The organism is Ruegeria sp. R14_0 (assembly GCF_017743975.1).
In the GTDB taxonomy this organism is placed as follows: Bacteria; Pseudomonadota; Alphaproteobacteria; order Rhodobacterales; family Rhodobacteraceae; genus Ruegeria.
On the sequence record NZ_JAGHRC010000003.1, the window covers coordinates 463,808 to 484,966 of the forward strand.

Genomic DNA, 21,159 nt, shown 5'->3' on the forward strand with positions numbered 1-21,159 from the left:
AGTGAAATGACCCGCGGCAGTTCCGTTCCGCGGTCACTGTGACATTTAGGCATAAGTTCTGAGAAAAAAAGGGGTGCGTCGCTTTTTTGTGATGACAGGGTGAAAAAAACGATAGCCCGCCTAATCGTGATACAGAATGACCGGCCAGTTTTCTTCGGCCATCTCTATGAATTCGGCTCGGTCGCCGCGCCAAACCTTTTCAACCTCGGGCGAATGGGTCAGGTACAACCGCCCATCCACCATATCCCACAGCATGGGATCGGTGCTTTTCAGTAAACCTTGAGCCATTGCATAGGCGCAGTACCCGCCGAATTGAGGCGCGTATGCACGCGGATTGCTTTCAAACAGATCGCGATTCTCGGCCGAGGCGAAATGCCATTCCGCCCCTTTCCAGATCACCGCATATTCCGGCATACCCCTAACGGGGGCATTGCCCTGGAAATAAGACACAGGATCGAAACCCGCCATGACCGCGCCGTCTGATTCAAAATAGACGGGCATGTCCTGGGCGTGAGCAGCAGAGACGAGGGTAAGCGCAGCTATCGCGCCAAATAGTGTTTGTCTGATCGGCATTGTGAGTTCACGGTTACAAAGTCAGGGTATCAAAATGCAATCAATTTGCGCTCAGAACACCCCAATTAACGCGCTTGTGAACACCTGTGTCAGGCTGCGCGAGCGTTAATCAAAAATATCCTCGACCACATCCCAGGCCTCGTCCATGACACGCGCAAAAATGCTCTTTTTCTTCTTTTTCTTTTTGTTCTTGTAGGGTGGTGCCGACGAATAGCTGTCTCGCTTCGGTTTGCTGTCACTCAGCTTGCGCTTGGGTACCATCTTGAGGTCATGCAGAGGAGCGCCACAGCTGGAACAACTCAGCTCGTGGCGTTGTTTTCCTTTCAGAACCAGCGCAGCACGGGTTCCGCAATAACAGCAGGTGACGATTTTGGATGGGCTTGGAATGGGACTCTCCTGTCTATCGGTGCTTTGACGCATATAGGGCAATTGCCGCGGCATTTGAGACGTTGAGCGAGCCAAACCCTCCGTCTGCGTCGATTTTCACCAATTGATCAACGGTTTCTTTGGTCTTTTGCCGCAACCCCGGCCCTTCTGCCCCAAGAACCAGAGCGACTGGCCGATCCAGTTTGCCACCCAATGCGGTTTCGATCGTGTCTTCGGCCTCGCCATCCAGCCCCAGCACGAGGAACCCCATACCTTGGAGCTCGACAATCGCGTCAGCCAAATTGCGCACCCGCAGATACGGCTGGCGTTCCAACGCGCCACTGGCCGTTTTTGCCAGCGCACCTGTTTCCGGAGCGGAATGGTGCCGCGTGCCGATAACCGCGCTCGCACCCAACACTTCAGCCGAGCGAAGAATCGCACCGACATTGTGTGGATCCGTGACACGGTCCAACAGGATGATTCTGGGATGCTCGCGCCCAATGCAGTTTTCGGCCAGCCCACCCCAGTCCAGCGGCTTGACCTCAAGCGCGGCACCCTGATGTACAGAACCTGGATCAATCGGCGCGGTGAACTTACGCGGGTCGACCATTTCGGCCTCGACCCCAGCAAATTCAATGGCTTCCGCCAACTTGTCCCGCGCATTGCGCGTTACGATCAGGCGCAGTTTATGCCGGTTCGGATTCATCAATGCATCCCGAACAGCGTGCAGACCAAACAGCCACACGGTTTCAGACGCTGCAGCTTTGCGCGCCTGTTCCTTTTCGACGACCCACTTGGGTTTCTTCATTTCTTGGGCCTCCGGGCCGGGAATTCGGTTTCCTGCGCCAAAGCGGAATTTTCCTGTTGACGCTCCTTTAAGGCGCTAGTAATCACGCCTCCACGTCAGGTGCAACGCCTGACAGTGGGCGACAGGCCGCAAGGTGTGGCAGGGGACTGTAACTCCCTCGCGGAGACGCACGCCTGGTTCGATTCCAGGGTCGCCCACCATTCTTCCAAGCAATTGAAAGCAATGGTGTTGTGCAGCGGTGCTGCGCAGTTTTTGCCGCGATAAGTTGTGGTGCAACTCAATCGCCTTTTAATTCGGCAAGCATTCCCACTCATGAACGATCTTACCCGCTTTGATCGCCATTATCCGTCCGAACTGGTTCAACACGGCCTCGCTCTGAGTCGGACGCAGCAATGCGATATCGCCGGGCGTAACCGAAGCCGCGTTGGGACCTGTCCAGACCTCTTGATTGCTGGATCGGCCGAAAATCCCGGAATAACCAAAGCCTTCGGGAAAGACGGGCTTTGCCAGGAAATGTCCACCGAACACCGCGATATCCGTTTTCCGCCGCGGTAGAAAATCCAATCCTGGCAGTGCGTTACCCGGCAGCGCCTTGAGGACAGGCGTTGCAATGAATGCCGCCGGTTCAAAGGCCCGAGTTGTATCGTGGTCAAAATCGCTGGGCTTGACCAGAACTGACCCAAAGGCGACTTCGGTCGCCAGGCTGCTGGCAACATAGCTTTGAAATGTCAGGCTGCCGCCCGTGTTCAGACACAGGCCACGCCCATCATCCGGCAGGGCCGAAACACCGGCGCGAAACGCAGCAGCGCTAGCCTTTTCGGCGCGTTTGCGCAGCACGCCCGGAAGTTTGGCCAAATGCGCCTCGTACCCCATCACCCCAGCAAGCTGCCCGTAGGGATGGGTCGTGATTTGTTGCGCCAACTCCGCGACCTGCCCCGGGCGTATTCCACCACGATGCAAACCAATATCCAGCTCAAGCGACAGGCGCAGAGGGGTTTTACGGTCCGTAGCAAGGGTCAGGTATTCCCCAAGTCGGGCGGGTGTATCGATCAACCATTGAACGCGCCGCGCCGCGTCGGGGTTGCCCGACAACAGCCGCGCGGCCGACGTCACCGGCAAAGGTTTCCCCAGCAGATGGTCCGTGTCCGGCTCGGCCATCAACAGCGCCTGGAGCATTGGTTCAGAGAAGGTCATCAGCCCCGAGGTCGGAATGCGCGTGCGAATGAAATCCAGCAAGGGCAGGCATGGCAGGGATTTGGCGACCAATCGGCGCGCCAGACCAGCGTCGGCAGCGCTGTTTGCGACAGAGCAATTGCCATCCAACCGATCCAGATCAACGACTACGACGGGCTTATCCACGCCATAAGCGCGCAGGGTCTCCGACAGCGTTTTCAGATAAACGTCGGTCATGGGCGAAACAGCCGGGCGAGTGCTGGCGTCAGAAACTTTCCATTCGGATCAAGCTGTTCCCGAAGGGCGCAGAACCGATCAAAATCCGGATACATGGCCGAAAGATTCTTATATGTCAGGCTATGCATCTTGCCCCAATGGGGCCGCCCCCCTGCTTCGACGAACAGGGGTTCGATCGCATCGAAGTAACGCTGGTGATCCTCGCTTGCGTCGGTGTGAATAGCGATCGAGATACGCCTTCCTCCCTGAAACGGGGACAGACAGGCGGTGTCGCCCGCCGTCTGACGCACCTCGATCGGGAAATAGATGTCCTTGTGGTCGCGATGAAGGCGCGCGAGCACCTCTTGCAGAACGTCCCCAGCGACATCGGGTGGCAGATGATACTCCATTTCTTTGAACGGAATTCGCCGGTCGCTGCACAAAACCCGCCAGCTTTCGCCGACGTAATCCTCGTCCGACTGCGCCATGGTCAGCAATTTGAGCAAGGCAGCGCGCAGGCCCTCGCTGATCTTTCCTGCGCTGCGGGCGAGCTTCAGAACCTTCACGGCGATCATATCCAAATCGCGCGGCGCCTTGGTTTCCGCGGAATCGGTCAGCGCATGGCGGATCTCGACTGTTTTTCCGGTGAATGGGATGTAGAAGAACTCAAAATTCCGGTTCTCGGCCCATTTCTGGTGCATCGTCGCGAGGCTATCCTGAACCGAGTTCAGGTTCACTTGCCGGCGCAAATTGTACTTCGGAACGACAGAAATCTGAGCCTCGGTCAGCACGCCCAACATTCCCAAAGTGACCTGCGCCCTTTCCACAGGGATGTCGTCGGTGGTCAGAATATCCCCGTTCGCCGCAACCATCCGCGCAGCGGTGATCTCTGCGGCAAGGCAGGGCAGTTCCCGCCCGGTGCCGTGCGTCGCGGTCGAGACCGCACCAGCCAGCGATTGCGCGTTGATGTCGCCAAGGTTGCGAAAAGCCAGCCCCTTATCCCCCAGCGCGGGGGACAGGTCGCGCAACCGCGCGTTGGCATTGACCCAAACGCGGCCGTCTTCAACTTCACCCAAAGTCGGCAGGTTCAGCGCCGAGAGATCCAGTATCCGATCGCCACCGGCCACAATCGGGGTAAACGAGTGCCCTGCCCCCAACACCCGCAGGCTTTGGGGTTGCGCAATCGCTTGCTGTAGCTCGGCAATTGACGTTGGCCGCGCAATTGGTGTGTCAGCGCGCTGGTTTCCGGCCCAGTTGGTCCACATACTGTCTCTCCTCCGGATCAGAGGATTGCAGCACTGACAGAACGAAACAAGTCAGGATAACAGAAGCTTACCCTACGGGAGCTTTATCAGGCTGCGGCCACGCGCTGCGCGGTGACGCGGTCGAACCAGTCTGTGATGCTTTCGACACTCGGCTCGATCTGTTCGGCAGCACCACCGGTAAACGCGTCGAACTTTTCCCGGTTCAGGCCGTTCACGCCAACCAGCACGGGAATATCCTGCGCCAGCGCCTCGGCGATCACAGGGCGGAAACCACGCCCGTCGGCTTCATGCTTGCCGAATTTGTTGATGATCAGCAACTGCGGTGCATCGGCCAGAGATGAGGTCACATACCCCACCGCCTGCTCCAGCGCCGCGGGGTCCAGGCGACAACCGCGCGATTGCTCGCCAAGGGATTGCGAGATCCGAATGGTCTCACCCTCGGGCAGAACGCGGACATCCATGTCACATTTGCTGCTGTCGGCACATTCGGTGTTGGTTTGCACCACGCCCGCCAGGCTTGCGCCTTTGGACAACAGGTGTTCCGCAACCGCGCTGAGAAGACGATCCGTCGCCCCGCGGTCGGTGGTGGTGACATAGGCCAGATGCATCGAAGGACCCCTTGGTACAAATGTGTGACATTCCAGATAGCACGCAAGTCCCTGCACGACCACTCCTTTGCCTTACGGCGCCGGAGAAAGCCCAATCACAGGTGCGTGCAGGTGAAACAGAACCACGAAGATGGCAAGTGCGACCAGCCATACCCAAAGGCGCGGCCAGGGTTGTGGCGCGCGCAGAGACAGGCGGGCGGTATTTCGGGACAGTCGCGTCCATTCGGCCCCCATCTCGCGTTGCTTGCGGCGGTCGATCAACGCCATCCCAACCACTGCGAACGCTGCAAAAAGGCCAAACAGGATCACATGGGACAAGCTTCCATTTGCCAGCAGATGCGCCCCGGCCCACAGCATCAAAGCGGCAAGAATCGGGTGGCGCGTTGTTCGCAGAATACCCGGATTCTCAGGATCAAAGGGACGGTTCCCCATTCCGCCAAACGAAAACGGGTTTTGAACTGACAGACCCGCCACCGCCAACCAGCACACCACCGGCATCGCCAGCAACGGAGCCCAACGAAAGATGGCCAGTGGCGGGATAACCTCAACATAAGGCGCGCGGGCCGCAGCAACGATGAGCCATGCCAGAACAAGCAACGACAGCGCGGAATAGGCAGCGAAATAGCCCTTTCGGCCGAGCGTATTGATCAATCGACCTCGCACACCCGGACGCACCGGTATAGCGTGGCTGAGCAGAAAAGTGATCAAGGCTGCCAGAAAAAAGGCCCAACCGGTCATTGTTTTCTCCGAACATGTCACAAAAGGCCTACACGCCCAAAACCAAGCGGTCCTTGTCCGAAATCAAGTGTGGGCAAGAAGGGGCGAACGCGCCGCCCCTGCCCCAGGTTTATAGACCAAGTGCCTTGCGCTGTTCCTCGGCAAAGCCCTGCACGATACGATCGGCTATCAAAGCCAGGATTGCCATCGCCGCACCGGCCGAGATGCCCAGACCCACATCCGCCTGTCCCAAGGCCAGATAGATCGACTGACCCAGACCGGTCGTTCCGATCAGCGCCGCGATCACCAACATGGCAAAGGCATAGAGGATGGTCTGGTTCAGACCCAGCAGAATCGTCGGCGCGGCGTAAGGGGCACGAACATCGCGCATTATCTGCCACTCGGTCGCGCCGCTGGAGATTGCGGCTTCCATCATCTCGTCCGGGGTGTTGACCAGCCCATGTCGCGTGTATCGGATCATCGGAACGATCGCGTACGCGCAGATCGCCAGAAACGCCGAGAACTCACCAATCTGGAACACCATCAGAACCGGAATCAGGAAGACGAACAGCGGGATCGTCTGCAGCATATCGCAGATCGGGCGCACGACTTTCCAAACCGGGGACCACACCGCGCTGGCCAAACCTATCAAACCTCCGACCACCGCACAGGTGAACACCGCCGCACCGCTGAGGTACAGCGAGAGCAAAGCGCGCTCCCACAGTCCGGAAACCAGAATGGTGCAAAGAAGCCCAACCGACAGCGCCGCAAGACGCCAACCGCCCGCGACATAGCTGAGCGCGCCCACCGCAGTCAGGACAAAGGGCCAAGGTAGGTTCGATATTCCGGTCTCAAGCATGCCGATCAGAGTCAGGATGACCAAACCAGCGGTCAGTTGGCCGCGCCAAGCCATCAGACCTGCGACAGCACCGCCAAAAGCGAAAAGGCCATAGCTCATGCCAGACGTCCACTGAAAGCCCCAGGTAAAGGGCAATACCGCCTGGTCCAGGCCGATCCGCAACGGCAGCAGCACATAGAACAACGAGTTGTTCTTGAGCGCGTCCAACCACGGCCCGTTCGCTTGGGTAAATGCGGTCAGGCCGCTATCGACAGCCTCGGCCACCGGGTCCAACAGGGTCAGTTCGGACGGGTTCGGCAGCCACGCCCAGAAGGCAGCGGTGAACAGCGCGGTGAACCCAAGCACAGCCCAGACGACGCGCCGGTCGTACTGTTTGCGCTCGGTCGCCAGCGTCCCGCTCATGCGGTCAATGACCACGGCAAAAACCACGATCACGAGACCGGCCATCAGTGACTCGCCAAACTGCGCCTTGCGCATGGTCAGCAGAACTTCCCACCCGATGTCATTGAATCCGCCAATCACAGCCGCGATGATCACCATCGACAAGGCCGCCATCAGGCACTGGTTCACGCCCACCATGATCTGCGTTGCTGCGGCGGGGATTTCGACCTGAAACAACTGTTGAAACCGCGTGCCGCCGGACATGATCGCAGCTTCTTTGATCTCGGGCTCAACCCTCTCCAACCCCAGCATCACATTGCGCGCCATTGGGGGCGCTGCATAGATGGCCGAGGCGATCAGACCCACAACAGGGCCAAAGCCAAACAGAAGCAAAAGCGGGGTCAGATAGGCAAAGGTCGGTACCGTTTGCATTATGTCCAGCACCGCCTGAACAAAGGACTTCACGCGCGGCACTTCGTTGGCGAGGATGCCAATTGTACCGCCGACAGTTAGCGCGACAGGGACAGAAACGGCGACCAGAGCCAGCGTGTTCATGCTTTCGGCCCAGTACCCTGACGCCAGTACGAAACACAGCCCAAAGAATCCCAGCGCTGCCATGGGCAGGCCACCCAAATACCAGCCCAGCGCTGTGACCAGGCCGATCAGGATCGGCCAGGGCGTGCTGCCCAACAGAAAGTTGGCCCAGTTCATGGGATACGCCATCAGGTCGGAAAACAACCTCATCGCAGGTTTGATCCCGTTCAGAAACCAGTCGAGAAACGCACCAACCCACTGCGTCGCGGGCAGTTCCCATGCGGCTGGCCATTTGACCAGCCACGGGGCGACGCTTTCCAGAGCGAGGCAAAGCGCGCCGACCACCACCGTGATCAACGCGGCCTTGGCCCCAACCGTCAGCCGCAGGTCGCTTTGCGCGGGGATATCCGTGACGGCAGTCATGTTTCTTCCACCTGTAGCGCGGCCGCCAAATCAGAGGGATGAACTGTGCCAACAATGTTGCCAGCCTCATCACGAACCGGCACGGGCTCATACAGCTCCATGCAATGCGCCAGTGCGGCGTCCAATGTCATCGAAGTCGTCAAACCCGGATCATCAGGGCCGCGTTCGGATTCGTCGCGCATGACCGACGCGACCTTGGCGTGCTGACCTTTGGCCACGTCCTTCGAGAACTCGCGCACGTAGTCGTCAACCGGGCGCAGCACGATATCGGTCGGCGTACCGATCTGCACGATCTTACCGTCACGCATGATCGCGATGCGGTCCGCCAGTTTCAGTGCTTCTTGAATATCGTGCGTAATGAAGACGATGGATTTCTTCAGCGTCGCCTGAATGCGCAGGAATTCGTCCTGCAACTGGCGACGGATCAAGGGATCGAGGGCCGAGAACGGTTCATCCAGAAACCAGATATCGGGGTTCACAGCCAAGGACCGCGCGATTCCCACCCGTTGGCGCTGACCACCGGAAAGCTGGCGCGGAAAGCTGTCCTCGCGACCGTCCAGACCGACCAGCGAGATCACCTCTTGCGCGCGTGCCAGACGTTCCTTTTTTCCCACGCCCTGAACGCGCAGCGGGTAGGCCACGTTTTCGGCGACGGTCATATGCGGAAACAGGCCGAAATGCTGGAACACCATGCCCAGCTTTTTGCGCCGCAGATCGGTCAGCGTTTTCTTGGATGCACCAACGACATTCTCACCATCGACCCGGATCTCTCCGCCAGTACCTGGCAACAGCTGTGAGATACAACGGATCAGCGTGGATTTGCCGGACCCGGACAACCCCATGATGACGAACAGCTCGCCCTCTTTCACGTCAAAATTGGCATCCTGAACGGCCGGAATGAACCCGTGTTCGCGCAGATCAGAGGCGGCCTTGTCTGCGTCATTCCCTGACCGAGACAGCGCGTCGGTCAGGGCCTTATCTGCGCCTTGGCCAAACACCTGCCAGAGATTCCGGCAGGCGATGGCTGGCGTATTCGCGTCAGTCACTTAGGCGAACTCACTGCGTTGCTGCGTCAACAACCGGACGCCACTTGTCTTCGTTCTCGGCCATCCATGCGGCGACAACCTCTTCGACCTGACCGCCGTCAACGTCGATTGCGCCCATCATCGGCTGTTGATCTTCAACCGCCAACTCAAAGTTCGAGAGGATTTCAAAGGCTGCAGGCCATTTGTCTTCCATGCCGCTCCAGCTGGCCTTGAAGATACGCGACGGCGAGAAATCGCAATCGTTCACAGCGTTCGGGTTCGGACCCCATGCCGGGTCGTTAAAGCACGCCTCTTCACCGACCGGCAGGTCAACGAACTGAACGTCATAGGCCGACATCGCCCAATGCGGCTGCCAGAAGGTGATCAGCAAGGGCGATTTGCGCTCGGTCGAAGCGCGCAGTTCCGCGATCAGAGCCCCTTCGGAACCCGCGGGAACAGCTTTGAACGGCAGCTCAAGCCCAACCATACGGTCGGCACCGGGCGTGCCCCAGTCGGCCGGATAGTCGACCAGACGACCGCCGGGCAGAGTTTCCGCAGTTGCAAAGACTTGCGCGCAATCCTTCAGGGCTTCCCAAGCGGGCAGGCCCGGGCACAGTTCGGCCACGTGCGCCGGATAGGCGATGCCTTCCTTGGCATCCAGACCCAGATCGCCGATCTCAACAACCGTGCCTTCTTCGATCTTCTTGGCATACTCATCTGATACGTTGGACGACCAGATTTCCAGCGTTGCAGTGATGTCGCCATCCGCAATCGCCTGGAACTGGTTCATCATACCGGCGGTGACAAATTCGACGTTGTAGCCCGCGGCCTTCAGCATCTCGCCCGCGACGTGGGTCGTCACGTGCTGACCGGTCCATTCGTTGATCGCCAGTTTGATCGGCTCGTCCACGGCGCCCATATCGGCGGCATAGGCTGAGCCGGCTACCGTCATCGCCAACAGGCTGACACTGAGTTTTTTCATCGACATTCTCCCTGTCTTTTCTTTTCGTCGCCCTGCCCGGTGCAGTCTTTTGCACCGAAACGTGTGTCGGACGACATTACCATGTCGCAACATGCACAATTTTGGCCGCGAAAGGAAAGTGAACAGTTCGACTCCGGGCCGGATTTTTCGCCCAGAACCAAGCTGCAAGTCCCTACCTGTCGCAACCAGCATAACGCCCGCCCGTTTGTTTTTTGACTGTCTTTGCGGCCGGACGTTGATTGACGAGTCAATCACAAACCCGAATCCCCTGTTTTGTCGAGCTTTTCTTTCACCAAACCCGGTTTTTTCTTCCCCGCGCCTGTCTTCGCAGCGCATCTGCTCTCGAAACGCTACTGCCGTTTGAGACCTTGTAAACCGGCCTTTATCAGGCAAACCTGCTGGCGAAGGAGGAAACATATGCGCCATTTTGATGAGGTTTTTGAGATAGCGGCCGACCGCCATGGTGGCACAGCGGCATTGGAGCAAAAACTAAGCAAACCCAAAAGCTTAGACGAACTGGCTGCCATATCGGATGACCGCTGGCTGTCGATCATCACAAAAACCATCTTTCAGGCCGGGTTCAACTGGAAGGTCATCGAGAACAAATGGGACGGTTTCGAAGTTGCATTTGATGGGTTTGACGTGGGGCGTTGCGCCTTCATGGATGACGAAAAATTCGATGCCCTGCTGCAGGACACGCGCATCGTGCGCAACGGGACCAAGATTGCAGCTGTTCGCGACAATGCCGCTTTTCTGCTGGAACTGCGCGAAGAAGGCGGCGCGGGTCGGGTGCTTGGGGGCTGGCCCTCGACAGACTATGTCGGACTGCTGGCAATGCTGGGCAAACGCGGCTCACGCTTGGGTGGTACATCGGCACAATATGCCATGCGATTTGCCGGGCGTGACAGCTTCATTCTTTCGCAAGACGTCACGGCGCGTTTGATTGCCGAAGGCGTTGTCGACAAAGCGCCGACTTCGAAAAAGGCAATGGCAGCGGTGCAAGACGCATTCAACACATGGATGGACCAATCAGCGCGATCGCTCACAGAAATAAGCCGCGTTTTGGCAATGAGCGTTTGATAACGGCTTGCAGCGCGGGCGCTTCGCATTAGGGTTTGCTCATGGCAGTCCGCATTTTGATGACGCTACTTCTTTTGATTGCAGCCTGTGGTCGTCCGTTGACCGATCAGGAACGCGCCTTTGCAAGCGCCGTGCAGGGTGAGACGCTCAACCTGGATCGCGTGCGTTTGGTCGAAGGCGCCCCAGTTGTGCCGATTACTTTCTACCGCAAAGATCGGCCCCGTCTGGCCTGCCGCGAGCGCATTCTGCCGCCGACCGAAGAGGGCGTCGTGACTGCAAAGCCCGCCGCGGTTGCCTTGTTCAACAAGGTTTATTTCACCAAAGACTGGTACCTTGAGGACTATATGTCCGACTTCCCGGATCAGATGGATCTGATTGCCGCGATGTTGCTGGCGCATGAGTTGACCCATGTCTGGCAGTGGCAGAACCGCGAGGTCACCGGCTATCACCCCTTACGCGCCGCGGCTGAACATGGCGGGCAAAAAGACCCCTACTTGTTTGACCTGGACACATCGCCTGACTTTCTGTCCTACGGGTTCGAGCAACAAGGCGCGATCGTAGAAGAGTATGTGTGCTGTCGCGCGCTCGACCCGACTGCACCGCGGACACAACGCCTTCACGACATGCTGGGCGAGCATTTCGACCTGTCCCCCCTGCCCGGCGCGCAACGCGAACGCGCCGTTGTCATCCCGTGGAGCGGGGCAAAGGTCGAAGGAATTTGCCGCCAGGGCTAAGGCCTACTGAAGCGTCTGCAGATACGCCACCAGATCCACAATCGGCTGGCTGGTCAGGATCGGCTGGCCGTCCGGTGTTTTCATTGAGGTATCCTGCCCCTCAAAGTAGGGCCCGTAGACCGGCATCGGGCTGCCATGGCTGACCAAAGGATCCCGCCCGTCGATGCGCGCCACGACGCGAGCGGTTGGGAACACACCATCTTCCGAGGCCAATTGCGTCAGATCAGTGGGTTGTATCACCAACACGCCAGCCATCGGGCCATGCCCGGTTGCCTCGATCCCGTGGCATGTCGCGCAATAGTGTTGATACAACTCGGCCCCGGTTTCAACATTTTGCCCCACGGCCTGAGACGCCAACGCCGCAACGCCTGCGCAAACGGCTCCGAACATCGGTCTGATCATCGCATCCTCCTGTCACGATTGACATTTGCAGGCTTGCTCGACGGCCAGCTTGGCGCAATGATCCAGATCAACGAAGGCGGAGGTACGGGCCATGACACAATATGCAGCCATTATGCTGGCAGCCGGGATCGGTGTCCCAATCCTGGCGGCCTTGAACGCGGCACTGGGCAAGCTGATCGGATCGCCAACGACCGCCGCTGTGATCCTGTTCGCGATTGCCTTTGCCGCGTCAGCTTTGGTGATGCTGTTGTTCCCCGGGTTCGAAGCTTTGTCCAAGGTCGCGCAGGCCCCGAAACACCTGCTGTTGGCTGGGGTTCTGATCGCGTTCTACGTTCTTTCGATCACCCACGTCGCTCCGCATTTCGGGGTCGGGAACGCGGTGTTCTTTGTGCTGCTGGGACAGTTGATCAGCACCGCGGCCATTGACCATTTCGGTCTGTTCGGCGCGCAGGTGACGCCGCTGACATTGATACGCGCCGGAGGCATTGCCGTGATGGCCGTTGGCGTCGCCATCACTCAACTGGCTTGAGAACCCCTGCCTCCAGCCGCAGCTTTCGGTCCATCCGCGCGGCCAGATCCATGTTATGCGTGGCAATCAGGGCCGAGAGCCCATCATCCCTTACCAGCGCCATCAAGGCGTCAAAGACCTGATCCGAGGTTTCGGGATCCAGATTGCCGGTTGGCTCGTCCGCCAGCAAAACACGCGGTTTATTGGCCAAAGCGCGGCAGAAGGCGACGCGTTGTTGTTCGCCACCAGACAAGGCGGCAGGGCGGTGATCAGCACGCGCAGCGACGCCAACGCGATCCAGCAAAGTCATCGCCCTGTCCTGCGCTGCTTTCTCGGAAACACCATTGGCCAGTTGCGGCAGGGTGATGTTTTCTAACGCAGTGAATTCAGGCAGCAGGTGGTGGAACTGGTAGACAAAGCCCACATCCTGCCGACGCAAAGCAGTGCGGGTCCGGTCGCCCTTGCCTGCCACGTTCTGACCGGCGATTTCGACCGACCCGTCATCCGGCCTGTCCAGCAGGCCAGCAATATGCAGCAATGTTGATTTGCCTGCACCTGAGGGCGCGACGAGCGCAACAGCCTCACCGGCCCGCAGTTCAAGATCGACGCCGCGCAATACCTGAACTTCTCCGGGTGTGCCTTTCAGATAGGTCTTGGTCAGACCATCCAGCCGCATGGTAACGTCATTCATAGCGCAGCGCCTCAACCGGGTTCAGCCGCGCCGCGCGGCGGGCGGGAAAATAGGTCACGATGAAAGACAACCCCAATGACAAGCCAATCGCCTTGAGCACATCCGACAGGTGCAACTCGGCCGGCAGTGAATAGATGCCGCGAATGGACGGGTCCCAGACGCCGCCGCCCATCACGTAATTCACAAACGAGAAGATCGGATCGATATAGATCGCAAACAAGCAGCCCAGGATCACGCCCATTGCGGTGCCAATGATCCCGGTGAATGCCCCGCAGATGAAAAACACTCGCAGAACCGAACCCTCGCTCAGACCAATGGTGCGCAGGATACCGATGTCGCGGCCTTTGTTTTTGACCAGCATGATCAAGCCGGACACGATGTTCATCGCCGCGATCAGGACAAGGATCGACAGGATGATGAACATCACGTTGTCCTCGACCTCCAGCGCACGCAGAAAGCCTCCGGATGCATCCTGCCACGTCCAGATTTGGCTGCGCTCACCTGCTGCCTCAAGGATCGGGATGAGGATCGGCGTCAGTTCTTCTGGTCGCTCAACCATTACTTCGATTTCGTCGGCCACACCTTCGCGGTTGAAGAAGCTCTGAGCTTGCTCGAAGGGCATGTAGACGCGGGTGCGGTCGATGTCATACCGACCGGCCGAGAACACGTAGACCACGCGATAAGCATTCACCCTCGGCGACGTCCCAAAAGCGGTCTTTACTCCATTTGGCGAGGTGAGCTTCACTGTATCGCCCACCGTGGCACCGATGCTACGCGCCACGCCCGAACCGATGGCGATCACGTCCTCGCCATCCTGGAATTCGGCCAGATCACCAACCGCCTGTTCGCTTTCCGCCACGCCGGGCAGATCGCGCAGGTCATCCGGGCGGATGCCAAAGACCTCAACCCCGCTGCTGCGGTCGCGATTTGTGATCAGTACCTGCCCCTTAACCAACGGAGCCGCGCGTTCGACGCCCGGCACTTGCGCAATGCGTGCAGTCCTTTCGTCGTAATCAGAAATCTGGCGGATCAAGTTGCCCTGTCCGTCGAACTCTCCGGCGGAATAGACGGTCACATGCGCGTTGGCCCCCAGAATAGTTCCCACAAACTCGGCCCGAAAACCCGAGCGTACGGCCAGCGTGGCAATCAACGCAAAGACAGCCAAGGTGATACCGATCAGCGAGATCCATGTCATCACGCTGACGCCGCCCTCGGCACGGCGCGCGCGCAGGTAACGCCAGGCGATTTTCCATTCAAAAGGGGCAAAGGGCGGGGGTGTTTTGGCCATGCCTGCTCCGGTTCGTTGGTTGTCGCGACCCTTTCGGCATTTCGCCGGATGGTCAACCCGGTTGTCAGCCCGTCAGGCTGGCCGTGCGGTTCAGCACCTGTTCAGCGTGTGACCGATCACATATGCCACGGTGTTCCAACTCGGCAAAGACGCGGTCGCGCAGATTGACCGGCAACTTCGACAAGGCCCGGTTATGTAGGCCCAATGTCAGAGCCGCCGGGTCTTCCAACATGGCCAGCTGCGTCTCGACCACCTCGGGCGAATAAGACGGCCAAATCCCGATATTGCATTGCGCTTTGTCTTCGAACCAAGGCGCATAACCTTCCGACGATTTCAGGCAAAAGGCATTCATCAGCATGAACTCGGACGGCCGCCTGCGCGACCCGAATAATGACTGGACCGAGCCATAGAGCGCGTTGATCTCATCCAGCAGGGCCAAAACCAGCGAACGTCGCACCGCGAAAGGTGTCGAAAACGTCGTCGTACGCAGACCGCTCAGATTGACCTGAGGCGCACCCAACGCATCTAGACTTTGAAGCAACCAATTGCGGTGAAACTCGCTTTCGACGTTGATGAACGCCATGCGCGCCGCGCCGCTATCCGCGAAAAACTCGGACCCGTCAAAGCTGCGCAGAAAAAGGTTCTTAGTGTCCAGGATCACCATGTTCTCTGTGGCCGCGACCCGCGCAGCACCCAGTTTGAGCACTTGCTGACTTCGATAACCGTTGGTCCCGCGCCAACCGTGTTTGCGCGCTCCGGGGATACGAAAGCGGTTTTCGATCAGAACCCGGTCTGAGAAAGACCGGCGCGCGTATTGACCGGGCTGCAACAACAGCTCATCCCCGCCTACCACCTGAACCTTCTGCCGATGCGGCCCATAAGCATTCAGAATGGGCTCGATCTGCGTCCGCAGCCTGTCTTCGTCGGAATCGTTCAGGATCACGTGGATCGAACCAACTTGGTCGGGGTCAACAAAACGGGCAAAGGAAAGCGCCTGAAGTTCCAGCAGAGGGAAGTCCTTGGAAAACACGACCGTTGCGAAGCTCAGCAAATCAAGGACCCTTTCTTAGTTTTGGGTCGTGTATCAGCAAAACCCGACCTGTCCAATTCGCGGCAAGCAACGCAGATGATGCGAATCAGTCTGATCTTTCCAAAAGGGGGACTCGGGCTATAGGTGTCTACATAACCTCGAAATACACCACTGGTTGTGACGCAATTCACAGACAACCCCGCATTGTTTCAGGTATGAAGTCAATGTGAGCATGGCGAGGCAAACTGAACTCAAAATGCAACATTCGAAACGCAACTTTATTTCGCGTTTTGCTTATTTTTAGAAACTTTGTCACCCTGATTGTGGGGGAATACATTTTTAGAGCGGGGGTCGCTCATGAGTATTCGAATTGAAAATGAAAACCCGGGCACAATTTCGGCCCGGCAAGCATCAACAGAATTGGATTGCGAAACCGCCGTTTTACTGCGTGCGACAATCCTTCCGGTCTTTTCCAGCGCAGCAAGTTGGGCGGGCCTGACAGACATCCTGAAAGACAAAGGATATCGCCTTGTTTTTCGGGACGGACGGATGTGCATCACGGATCACACGACCGGAGATCGGGTGTGCGGTCTGCACTTTCTAGGCCTTGAACTGAAAGATCTGGTTCGGCGCCTGGGTCGTCCAATTGTCGTCGCACGAGGTCAACAAGCGGACGGAGACGTTCTGACTGCACGACCGGTCGTTGGCCGCGCCTAAAAGCTGCGCCAGAACTGCACGGACCGGCGCGTGGTTTTCCAAAGGCTGTGACGTGCCGCGGCTTTGATGGCGTCCGACGTTCCGGGCTTGAGCAGACGTTCCAAGATCAATGACGCTGGCATGTGCCCGCGCCGGTAAAACCGGAAAAAGTCTTGCTGGGTCAAGTCCCGCGCCGCTTTGAAACCGTCATAATACTCAACCCAGACACGCGCGTAATCCTCGGCGGTGACAACAACATCGTCGGTCACGCCGCGTCCCCAGAACATGGATATGGGATCGTCGGTGCGTTCGCCCTGATACCCTGCGGTCAAAAGGCGCAGCATCAGGTCGTAATCGGCAGCAACCCGGAATTGCGTATCATGACCGCCCAGCGCCATAAACACATCCCGCTTCAACAACACAGAGTTATGGCAGAATGGCATTCTCTGTAGGATCGCCGTCAGCGACATTCGTTTTTCGCGACTTTCCGAGCCGTCCTCGTACCGCCGCAACGTCGAGCCGTACAGGAAATCGGGCCGCGTGGCTTCCAGCCGGTCCGCAACGGTGTTCAGAATGTCATCGGACGCCAGCGAGTCATCCGAGTTCAGAAACAGCAGGTACTCGCCACGGGCGGCCTGTGACCCTTTGTTCATCGCGTCATACAGACCGGTATCCGGTTCGCTGAACAGCCGTGTACGCGGGGCATCTGCGGTCAGGTTCTGCAGAAACGCGACCGTTCCGTCGGTCGACGCGCCGTCCTGAATGATATGCTCGGCCCGGCCGCAATTCTGACGCGCCATGCAGTCGATCACCTCGCGAAAGCTCTCCTGCCGCTCTTGCGACAGCAGGTTATACGTCGCGGTGATGACTGAGATCAGCGGCGCGCCGGAGGGATCAGCCGACGCGCTCATAGATCTCGGCGATCTTGGTGACGGCGGCCTCGGGGCTCAGTTCTTCGCTTTCACCGGTGCGGCGGCAGGTCAGCTCGACCACGCCGTTCTTCAACCCGCGCGGCCCGACGGTGATGCGCCACGGCAGACCGATCAGGTCCATGGTGGCGAATTTGCCCCCTGCCCGTTCGTTGCGGTCATCATAAAGCGGCTCCAGCCCCAATGCGGTCAGTGCGCCGTAGATCTTGTCGCAAGCTGCATCAGCCTCATCATCGCCCTGCTTCAGGTTGACGATTCCGCAATGGAACGGGGTCACGCCTTCGGGCCAGATAATACCCTTGTCGTCATGGCTGGCCTCGATAATTGCACCGACCAGACGGCTGACGCCGATACCGTGGCTGCCCATGTGAACCGGCGTCGGCTTGCCGTCGGGGCCCTGAACCGTTGCGCCCATGGCTTCGGAATACTTGGTGCCGAAGTAGAAGATCTGACCAACTTCAATCCCGCGCGCCACACGGCGGCGCTCTTCCGGAACCTCGTTGAACAGCGCCTCGTCATGAGTTTCATCCGTGCGGGCATATTTCGAGGTGAACTCTTCGAGGATTGCCTGACATTGTTCGCGGCTGTCGTAATCGATTTGACGGTCCCCGAAGGTCAGATCAGTGACCGCGCTGTCATAGAACACTTCGGATTCGCCTGTATCGGCCAGTACAAGGAATTCATGCGTGTTGTCCCCGCCAATCGGGCCCGAGTCAGCACGCATCGGGATGGCTTGCAGCCCCATACGCTCGTAAGTGCGCAGATAGGTGACCAAATGGCGGTTATAGGCGTGCAGCGCGTCCTCTTTCGTCAGGTCGAAATTGTATCCGTCCTTCATGTAGAATTCGCGGCCCCGCATCACGCCGAAACGGGGGCGGATTTCGTCGCGGAATTTCCACTGGATCTGGTACAGGGTCAGCGGCAGGTCTTTGTAGCTGTTGACGTGGCCGCGGAAGATGTCGGTGACCAGTTCTTCGGCGGTCGGCGTGAACAGCATATCCCGGTCATGGCGGTCTTTCATGCGCAGCATTTCCTGACCGTAATCGTCATAACGCCCGGATTCGCGCCACAGGTCTGCCGATTGGATGATCGGCATCTGAATCGCGATGTGGCCCGCGCGGGCCTGTTCTTCATGGATGATGTTTTCCAGCTTGCGCAGAACCTTGAAGCCCAGCGGAAGCCAGGAGTAAATCCCGGCCGAGGCTTGCTTGATCATCCCGGCGCGCAGCATCAGCCGGTGGCTGACGATCTGAGCCTCGGAGGGGTTTTCCTTGAGAACGGGCAGAAAGTAACGGCTGAGGCGCATTGTCGAACCTTTAAGGGTGAATTTGAACTTAGAAGGTTGATTATGCCAAAGCCCCGCTGGGGGCAATCGGCCATTGGTGTTTTTACGACTGCCGCTCAGTCGGTTTTTGATTGACCCGCCAGTCAGGTTTCCTGAATGTAACGGAAATGTAAAATCCATGAGGCGCCGATGCAGACCATTCAGGAACCCGCCCGTCAAATCCCCGTTGTTCACCAAACCGACGTTCTGGTCGTAGGATCCGGCCCCGCCGGGTTGGCCGCAGCCTTGGCCGCGGCGCGTGCTGGGGCCGAGGTATCTCTGGTCGATCGCTTTGGCTGCATGGGTGGCAACATTACTGCTGTGGGCGTCGAAGGGTTTGCCTGGTACCGGCACGAACAAACGGTCGAAGCAGGCGGTATAGGCATGGAATTCGAAACCCGCGCCAAGGACATGGGTGCAGCGGTCCCGGAAAGCCAATCGCTCAGCTACGAACTGGACAGCGAAGGGTTCAAGCTGGTGGCCGACAAATTGGTCGAAGAGGCTGGCGTCCACCCAATGCTGCACCGCCAGTTCGTCGCTCCGATCATGGAGGGGGATCGGATCACCGGCATCATCACCGAATCCAAAGCGGGGCGCGAGGCGATATTGGCTAAGGTCGTGATCGACGCCACCGGAGATGCAGACGTCGCCCATCGCGCGGGCGCCCCGACCCATAAAACCGCCCGCGAAGATATGATGGCGGCCTCGGTCATGTTCCATCTGGCTGGCGTCGACAAACGCGCCTTTATGGAGGGCGTCAAGGCCGACCCGCAAACTTACAAGGACTGGGGCGGCGGCGGCGAGTGGAACATCGAAACCAGCGGCAAAGAGGACGACATGTTCTCGCCCTTCGTGCACAAGCCGTTCCAGCAAGCCATTGATGAGGGGCTGATCCCGCCGCATCTGAACACCATCGCTGGCACTTGGGGTGCAATGCACGATACGGGCGAGCTGACCTATATGAACCTCATCCATCTGGCCGAGATCGACGGCACCGATCCTGATAGCCTGACACAGGGCGAGATCGAAGGCCGCCGTCAGTCGATGCTGGCGATTGACGCGCTGCGCCGGTTCATGCCGGGGTGCGAAAACGCGCGGTTGCGGAACTTTGGGATGACAATCGGCATCCGCGACACCCGCAAGATCGACGCGGTTTACAACATGACCGAAGAAGACGCCCGCCATCAGGGCCGGTTCGAGGATACAATTGGCATCTACCCCGAGTTCATTGACGGCTATGGCATCCTGATCCTGCCGACCACGGGGCGGTATATGCAGGTGCCGTATCGCTCGATGCTGCCCAAAGGCGTAAAAGGCCTGCTGGTCGCTGGCCGCTCGCACGGTTCGGATAAAGTTGCCCACGCCGCCACCCGAAACATGGCCTGCTGCGCGGTCATGGGTCAGGGTGCGGGCATCGCCGCCGCGCTATCATTGAAAAGCAATCAGGATGTGCACGAATTGAATCTGGCGCCCGTGCACAAAGAGCTGGACCGTCAAGGTGTCAGGATTCACTGATGCAGACCATTCCCACGATCGATATCTCTCCGCTGCATGACACTGCGCATCCGGACCACGGCGCTACAGTCCAGCAGATTCTGGACGCATGCACCGACATCGGGTTCCTGTCGATCACGGGCACCGGCATTTCGCTGAATACCGTCGACGCGGTGCGCGCCAAAGCGCGTGCCATCTTTGACATTGATGAGCAGAGCAAATGGGATCAGGCCATTACCCGCGACAACTATCGCGGTTACATCCCCATGGGCTTTTTCACACCCAATGACGGTTCGGGCAAAGCCGACAAATACGAAGGATATAAGCTGCATTTCGAAACCGCCCAGGATCATCCGGTTCGGCAGGATTGCGCGCTATACGGCCCGAACCTCTGGCCAAAGGAAACGCCAGAGGCGCGGAATGTAATTTTGGAGTATTGGGCACAGCTGGACTGCGTGACAGATTTATTGCTGGGCGCGCTAGAGATCGGTCTGGGCCTGAAACCAAACGTCTTGAAGGACGCTTTCGTCACGCCGATGACCAACATGACACTGCTCCACTATCCGCCGCAGGCCCCGGACGAAGAAGGTTATGGCATTCATCCGCACAAAGATACCGACGCTCTGACGATCATCGCCCCGGATCCAGTTGGCGGGCTGGAAGTTCAAACGCGCGACGGTGGCTGGATCACTCCGGATTGTCCGCCTGGCGGCTTTGTCGTGAATATCGGTGATATGCTGGAGCTGTGGTCGGGCGGTCGTTTGAAATCCACGCCGCACCGGGTCTTCAACACGTCCGGCAAGGAACGCTATTCCTTTCCCTATTTCGCGGTTCCGCGCCACGATGTGGTTGTTAAGCCGCTGTTGCCGCCCCTGCCCGGATTTGACCGGCCTGCCGTTCACTGCGGCCATTGGTCCGCAGAAATCTGGCGCACCAACTGGCCCGACGAGACCGCAACGGATGACACGCCAGAGCTTGGGACGCTCAGGTCCTGAGCCGCGCAAATCGTCAGGCATGAACCGCTTGCATCAACGCGCCGCATAAGCGAAGAAC

22 protein-coding genes and 1 tRNA gene are annotated in these 21,159 nt (G+C 58.6%); 7 read left to right on the forward strand and 16 right to left on the reverse strand.

Translation table 11 applies throughout. The features are described 5' to 3' along the window. Positions 1-120: 120 nt before the first annotated feature. From J7416_RS12050 to rlmB, 3 genes are all read right to left on the reverse strand, one after another. The gene (locus J7416_RS12050; RefSeq protein WP_209224991.1) at positions 121-573 is read right to left on the reverse strand and encodes a YHS domain-containing (seleno)protein; all 453 of its coding nucleotides are present in this window, start codon (positions 571-573) and stop codon (positions 121-123) included. Positions 574-678: 105 nt separating this feature from the next. After that, the gene (locus tag J7416_RS22845; RefSeq protein ID WP_348540267.1) at positions 679-834 is read right to left on the reverse strand and encodes a hypothetical protein; all 156 of its coding nucleotides are present in this window, start codon (positions 832-834) and stop codon (positions 679-681) included. A 139-nt stretch (positions 835-973) separates the two neighbouring features. After that, a complete protein-coding gene (gene rlmB / locus J7416_RS12060; RefSeq protein ID WP_209224993.1) occupies positions 974-1,747 on the reverse strand; it encodes a 23S rRNA (guanosine(2251)-2'-O)-methyltransferase RlmB in 774 nt (257 codons plus the stop codon). Between the two features lie 116 nt (positions 1,748-1,863). Between rlmB and J7416_RS12065 the strand changes: the two genes are divergently transcribed. Further along, positions 1,864-1,947, forward strand: a tRNA-Tyr gene (locus J7416_RS12065). A gap of 88 nt (positions 1,948-2,035) precedes the next feature. Here J7416_RS12065 and J7416_RS12070 read toward each other — a convergent pair. The 7 genes from J7416_RS12070 to J7416_RS12100 all read right to left on the reverse strand — a co-directional run bounded on the left by J7416_RS12070 (position 2,036) and on the right by J7416_RS12100 (position 9,930). Next, positions 2,036-3,157, reverse strand: a complete 1,122-nt coding sequence (locus J7416_RS12070; protein ID WP_209224994.1) for an alanine racemase — start codon at positions 3,155-3,157, stop codon at positions 2,036-2,038. After that, a complete protein-coding gene (locus J7416_RS12075; protein WP_209224995.1) occupies positions 3,154-4,401 on the reverse strand; it encodes a D-arabinono-1,4-lactone oxidase in 1,248 nt (415 codons plus the stop codon). The genes J7416_RS12070 and J7416_RS12075 overlap by 4 nt, the downstream gene beginning before the upstream one ends. Positions 4,402-4,487: 86 nt before the next feature. Then, positions 4,488-5,009, reverse strand: coding sequence for a DUF2478 domain-containing protein (locus J7416_RS12080; protein WP_209225091.1), 522 nt, complete (start codon positions 5,007-5,009; stop codon positions 4,488-4,490). Between the two features lie 72 nt (positions 5,010-5,081). Beyond that, the gene (locus tag J7416_RS12085; protein WP_209224996.1) at positions 5,082-5,747 is read right to left on the reverse strand and encodes an NnrU family protein; all 666 of its coding nucleotides are present in this window, start codon (positions 5,745-5,747) and stop codon (positions 5,082-5,084) included. A 109-nt stretch (positions 5,748-5,856) separates the two neighbouring features. Next, entirely contained in the window at positions 5,857-7,923 is a 2,067-nt protein-coding gene (locus J7416_RS12090) for an ABC transporter permease subunit (RefSeq protein WP_209224997.1), read from the reverse strand. Continuing rightward, positions 7,920-8,969 (reverse strand): betaine/proline/choline family ABC transporter ATP-binding protein, encoded by a 1,050-nt coding sequence (locus J7416_RS12095; RefSeq protein ID WP_209224998.1) that lies wholly within the window; start codon positions 8,967-8,969, stop codon positions 7,920-7,922. The genes J7416_RS12090 and J7416_RS12095 overlap by 4 nt, the downstream gene beginning before the upstream one ends. A gap of 10 nt (positions 8,970-8,979) precedes the next feature. Beyond that, positions 8,980-9,930: an ABC transporter substrate-binding protein gene (locus tag J7416_RS12100; protein ID WP_170422782.1), complete on the reverse strand. Its 951-nt coding sequence runs from the start codon at positions 9,928-9,930 to the stop codon at positions 8,980-8,982. 417 nt (positions 9,931-10,347) lie between these two features. Here J7416_RS12100 and J7416_RS12105 point away from each other — a divergent pair, with 417 nt between their 5' ends. Then, a complete protein-coding gene (locus tag J7416_RS12105) occupies positions 10,348-11,010 on the forward strand; it encodes a DNA-3-methyladenine glycosylase I (protein ID WP_209224999.1) in 663 nt (220 codons plus the stop codon). Positions 11,011-11,051: 41 nt separating this feature from the next. Further along, positions 11,052-11,744 (forward strand): hypothetical protein, encoded by a 693-nt coding sequence (locus tag J7416_RS12110; protein ID WP_209225000.1) that lies wholly within the window; start codon positions 11,052-11,054, stop codon positions 11,742-11,744. A 3-nt stretch (positions 11,745-11,747) separates the two neighbouring features. On the opposite strand, the gene J7416_RS12115 is transcribed toward J7416_RS12110, so the two are convergent. Next, positions 11,748-12,146, reverse strand: a complete 399-nt coding sequence (locus J7416_RS12115) for a cytochrome c (RefSeq protein ID WP_209225001.1) — start codon at positions 12,144-12,146, stop codon at positions 11,748-11,750. 91 nt (positions 12,147-12,237) lie between these two features. Here J7416_RS12115 and J7416_RS12120 point away from each other — a divergent pair, with 91 nt between their 5' ends. Next, complete coding sequence (locus J7416_RS12120; protein ID WP_209225002.1) at positions 12,238-12,675, forward strand: DMT family transporter; 438 nt, start codon at positions 12,238-12,240, stop codon at positions 12,673-12,675. On the opposite strand, the gene J7416_RS12125 is transcribed toward J7416_RS12120, so the two are convergent. The 3 genes from J7416_RS12125 to J7416_RS12135 form a co-directional block, all read right to left on the reverse strand. Then, the gene (locus tag J7416_RS12125; RefSeq protein ID WP_209225003.1) at positions 12,659-13,345 is read right to left on the reverse strand and encodes an ABC transporter ATP-binding protein; all 687 of its coding nucleotides are present in this window, start codon (positions 13,343-13,345) and stop codon (positions 12,659-12,661) included. The genes J7416_RS12120 and J7416_RS12125 overlap by 17 nt on opposite strands. Continuing rightward, positions 13,338-14,633, reverse strand: coding sequence for a lipoprotein-releasing ABC transporter permease subunit (locus tag J7416_RS12130; protein ID WP_209225004.1), 1,296 nt, complete (start codon positions 14,631-14,633; stop codon positions 13,338-13,340). The genes J7416_RS12125 and J7416_RS12130 overlap by 8 nt, the downstream gene beginning before the upstream one ends. A gap of 64 nt (positions 14,634-14,697) precedes the next feature. Continuing rightward, positions 14,698-15,684, reverse strand: coding sequence for a DUF6492 family protein (locus J7416_RS12135; protein ID WP_209225005.1), 987 nt, complete (start codon positions 15,682-15,684; stop codon positions 14,698-14,700). 336 nt (positions 15,685-16,020) lie between these two features. On the opposite strand from J7416_RS12135, the gene J7416_RS12140 reads away from it, so the two are divergent. Next, positions 16,021-16,380: a hypothetical protein gene (locus J7416_RS12140; protein ID WP_209225006.1), complete on the forward strand. Its 360-nt coding sequence runs from the start codon at positions 16,021-16,023 to the stop codon at positions 16,378-16,380. Here the strand turns inward: J7416_RS12140 and J7416_RS12145 are convergent. Together J7416_RS12145 and proS are read right to left on the reverse strand one after the other, a co-directional pair. Then, on the reverse strand, positions 16,377-17,270 hold the full coding sequence (locus J7416_RS12145; RefSeq protein WP_209225007.1) for a glycosyltransferase family 2 protein: 894 nt from the start codon (positions 17,268-17,270) through the stop codon (positions 16,377-16,379). The two genes, J7416_RS12140 and J7416_RS12145, sit on opposite strands and share 4 nt — an antisense overlap. Further along, the gene (proS, locus tag J7416_RS12150) at positions 17,254-18,594 is read right to left on the reverse strand and encodes a proline--tRNA ligase (protein WP_209225008.1); all 1,341 of its coding nucleotides are present in this window, start codon (positions 18,592-18,594) and stop codon (positions 17,254-17,256) included. The genes J7416_RS12145 and proS overlap by 17 nt, the downstream gene beginning before the upstream one ends. A gap of 168 nt (positions 18,595-18,762) precedes the next feature. On the opposite strand from proS, the gene J7416_RS12155 reads away from it, so the two are divergent. Then, positions 18,763-20,127, forward strand: a complete 1,365-nt coding sequence (locus J7416_RS12155) for an FAD-dependent oxidoreductase (protein ID WP_209225009.1) — start codon at positions 18,763-18,765, stop codon at positions 20,125-20,127. Continuing rightward, a complete protein-coding gene (locus J7416_RS12160; RefSeq protein WP_209225010.1) occupies positions 20,127-21,101 on the forward strand; it encodes an isopenicillin N synthase family oxygenase in 975 nt (324 codons plus the stop codon). The genes J7416_RS12155 and J7416_RS12160 overlap by 1 nt, the downstream gene beginning before the upstream one ends. The last annotated feature ends 58 nt before the right edge of the window (positions 21,102-21,159 follow it).